This window comes from Plastoroseomonas hellenica (genome assembly GCF_018129085.1).
Classification (GTDB): Bacteria; Pseudomonadota; Alphaproteobacteria; order Acetobacterales; family Acetobacteraceae; genus Plastoroseomonas; species Plastoroseomonas hellenica.
The window spans coordinates 1-3,022 of record NZ_JAAGBB010000129.1; the positions used below are offsets into that span (position 1 = coordinate 1).

A 3,022-nucleotide genomic window follows, 5' to 3' on the forward strand; every position below is an offset into this window, starting at 1 on the left:
GCCGCCACCCAGGCATTGATCAGCCTGACCGCGCCTGGATCGCGGAAATCGACCGACTGGATCTCGGCGCCGAGCGCCGTCAGCGCCGCCCGGTAGTCCGGCAGCGGCGCCTCCCCGCCCGCCAGCCAGGCGCCGCTCGCCCGGCGCAGCGCCGTCGCGCCCCCCAATTGCGCATGCAGCGCGGCATAGGCGGCGCGGTTGTCGGACCCGAGGAGGCCGTTCATCTGCTGCAGCGCCTCGCCCCGCGCCCCGAGGGCCAGCAGCGCCACCGCGTCGAGCAGGCTGAGGGGGGAGATCAGGACGGCGTCCTCGTCCTGGTCCTGGGCGGCGAGGAGCCGCTCGCCGAGGCCATTCACCCTGGCGGGCAGGCTTGCCGGCGCCGCCTGCGGCCATGCCTGCCCTGCCAGGAGGAGGCCGGGCAGCGCCTGGACCAGGCGACGCCGTGAAGGGACTATGCGCATCGGGTTCGTCACCGCCTGCTCGAAGGCCGCGTCATCCCAGGGGTGCAACGTTCCCGCAAGCGATTTCGCGCACACCGCTTTACACCGCGCGACGGCATCGGGCGCGAGGCCGTGCAGCCTTGACCAGGCGGCTGGCCCCGCCGTCGCGGCCCATGCGACCCTCGGAATCCCCAATCTTGCCCGAGAGAGCGGCCCTGCCGGCGCCGGCCATCCGGACGGAGGGCACGGAGCCTGAAGGACACAGGATGTCGGACACCGGCACACCCACCATCGACCAGCTGCGCGTCTTCATTGCGGTCGCCGATGTGGGCAGCTTCGCCGGCGCCGGGCGCGCGCTCGGCCGGGCGACCTCGGTGGTCAGCTACACGATCGCCACTCTCGAAACGCAGCTCGGGGTTTCGCTGTTCGAACGCGGCGGCAGCAGATTGCCCCGGCTCACCGAAACCGGCCGCGCCGTCCTGGCGGAGGCACGTGCCGTCGCGCAAGGCGTCGACGGGCTGCGCGCCCGGGTGAACGGCCTGCGGCGCGGGCTGGAGGCGGAGGTCCGCCTCGCCCTGGATGCCATGCTGCCCGCGGCGCGCGTCGCGGATGCGCTGAAGGCATTCCAGGCGGAGTTCCCGACCGTCGCCCTCCGCCTCCGCAGCGAGGCGCTCGGGGCCGTGACGCAGCTCGTGCTCGATCGCGTGGTCACGATCGCGGTCAGCGGGCCGCCCGATGCGACGATTGGCGGTATCGAACGCGTGGGCGCCGGCCACGTGGATCTGGTGCCGGTCGCAGCCCCTGGCCATCCGCTTGCGACGGCCGGCCGGAACGCGCCGGGTGCCGCGCGCGATCACGTCCAACTGGTGCTGACCGATCGGTCGCCCCGCATGCTCCCGGACCTCGGCGTCGTCGGCACCCGTTCCTGGCGGCTTGCCGATCTCGCCTCCAAGCACCTGCTCCTGCTGGAGGGTATCGGCTGGGGCAACATGCCCCTGCCGATGGTGCGGGACGACCTCGGCGCGGGGCGGCTCGTGCAGCTCGACCTGCCGGATTGCAGGGGCGGGCCCTACCGGTTCGACGCTATCTACCGCACCGACACTCCGCCCGGGCCTGCGGCAGCCTGGCTGCTGGCGCGCTTCGTCGGGCAGGCCGCGGGGTAAGGAGTTGCGGCGACCCCGCCAAGCCGGTCGAACCCGGCGTTCGAGCGTATCCGGCTGTCGCGCCGGGCCTTCGGTTGCGAAGCTGGCGTCCGCGGCTGGAACCGTGGTTTCGAGAGCTTGGCATGGCGGCGCGAGTGCCACCAACCTGGCCTGGGAGCTTCAGCTCCTCGCCGAGCGCCCCGGCGCCGGCGTCTGAGATGCATGACGCGAAGAGGTGAACCAGATGACTGTCGCGGCCGATCTTCTCCTCCGGCATTTCCAGACCCTCGTCGCCGACAATGCGCGGTGGCAGGGGCTCATCGCGGACGACCTCCTGTGGGAACTTCCCTATGGGCCGGGCATCGGCGATCCCGCACGGCTGGCTGGGCGGGATGAGGTGATGCGCCACGTCACCTGGTTCCTGGGCGCCGTCGAAAATTTCCGCTTCTTCGACATCCAGGTGCAGGCCTTCGCCGATCCGGAAGCGGCCGTCGCCGAGGTGAAGGCGGAGGCGGTCATCAAGCCGACGGGGCGGCTCTATCGCCAGCAATACGTCGTCTTCCTGCGCGCGGCCGGGGGGAAGATCGCTTCCTTGCGCGAATATTTCGATCCGACGCGCGCGGCCGCGGCGATGGGTAAGCCGATCCTGCCTCAGGCGTCCTGAGAAGGCGCGCACGCTTTGCGTCGGTCCCGCCCGGGCGCTCGCTGGAATGCGATCGCGGCGACGCATCGGCGAAGCGCCTGCGGCGTTACCCATGCGAAGGCCGGGGGATATCCGCTCGGCTCAGCGCAATGGAAGTCCGATGTTCTGGGAAACCTTGTTGCCGGAATGCTTCGATGACCGGGACGTGACCTTCGCGGCACGCCAGGCCGATACGGAGCTGGCGGTCGCCACGATCGGGGCGGCCAAGGCGGAAGGCGTGACGCGCCAGCAGTTCGAGGATGTCGCCATCGCCTATGCCGAGGATCAACTGCCGGCGCAGGAGCGGCAGATCGAGGTGGTCGGCGACACCATCGACCGGCTTCGCGAGCTCTGGCCCGCCGCCTGATGGCGGCTTCGGGCTGAAGGGATTGCACCTCGCGCCCTCCGCGGTGATCATCGCGGCGGGGAGGGGATGCCGGTGCCTCGGATGCGTGATCTGCTGCTGGCCGCCGCCATCGCGTGGCTGGCCGGATGCGCGGCCGCTCCGCCGCCATCGCCCCCTGAGAGCGAACGCTATCGCTGCGTCGTGACCCCCAACGGCCTGGTGGAGTGCTCCCCGCGGGAGGGGTGAATCAAGAACGCCGGATCCGGCTGTGAGCCGAACCCGGCATTCCCGGTCGCGGGTGGGGCCGGTCGAGCGCCGGCCCCGAGCGAGATCAGACCTTGACGGCCTTCGCGAGGTCCCAGCCGACGGTGGCCGGGCTGCCCGAGAAGTCGTCGCCGATCGGGTTGTACTT

General features: G+C 71.3%; 4 protein-coding genes. 3 read left to right on the forward strand and 1 reads right to left on the reverse strand.

From position 1 onward, the window contains the following. Positions 1-509 (reverse strand): serpin family protein (locus GXW71_RS34370; protein ID WP_211858565.1); only part of this gene is annotated, 509 nt, incomplete at its 3' end. A 197-nt stretch (positions 510-706) separates the two neighbouring features. Here GXW71_RS34370 and GXW71_RS34375 point away from each other — a divergent pair. The 3 genes from GXW71_RS34375 (at position 707) to GXW71_RS34385 (ending at position 2,631) form a co-directional block, all read left to right on the forward strand. Beyond that, positions 707-1,603 carry a LysR family transcriptional regulator gene (locus tag GXW71_RS34375; RefSeq protein ID WP_211858566.1) on the forward strand — a complete coding sequence of 299 codons (897 nt, stop codon included), beginning with the start codon at positions 707-709 and terminating at the stop codon, positions 1,601-1,603. 223 nt (positions 1,604-1,826) lie between these two features. Further along, positions 1,827-2,246, forward strand: a complete 420-nt coding sequence (locus GXW71_RS34380; RefSeq protein ID WP_246527156.1) for a nuclear transport factor 2 family protein — start codon at positions 1,827-1,829, stop codon at positions 2,244-2,246. A 139-nt stretch (positions 2,247-2,385) separates the two neighbouring features. Next, positions 2,386-2,631 carry a hypothetical protein gene (locus GXW71_RS34385; protein ID WP_211858569.1) on the forward strand — a complete coding sequence of 82 codons (246 nt, stop codon included), beginning with the start codon at positions 2,386-2,388 and terminating at the stop codon, positions 2,629-2,631. The last annotated feature ends 391 nt before the right edge of the window (positions 2,632-3,022 follow it).

Excerpts from the sequence above, each read along its gene's own strand:
- GXW71_RS34375 (WP_211858566.1), top strand. The coding sequence starts at position 707 with ATGTCGGACACCGGCACACCCACCATCGACCAGCTGCGCGTCTTCATT.
- GXW71_RS34380 (WP_246527156.1), top strand. The coding sequence starts at position 1,827 with ATGACTGTCGCGGCCGATCTTCTCCTCCGGCATTTCCAGACCCTCGTC.
- GXW71_RS34385 (WP_211858569.1), top strand. The coding sequence starts at position 2,386 with ATGTTCTGGGAAACCTTGTTGCCGGAATGCTTCGATGACCGGGACGTG.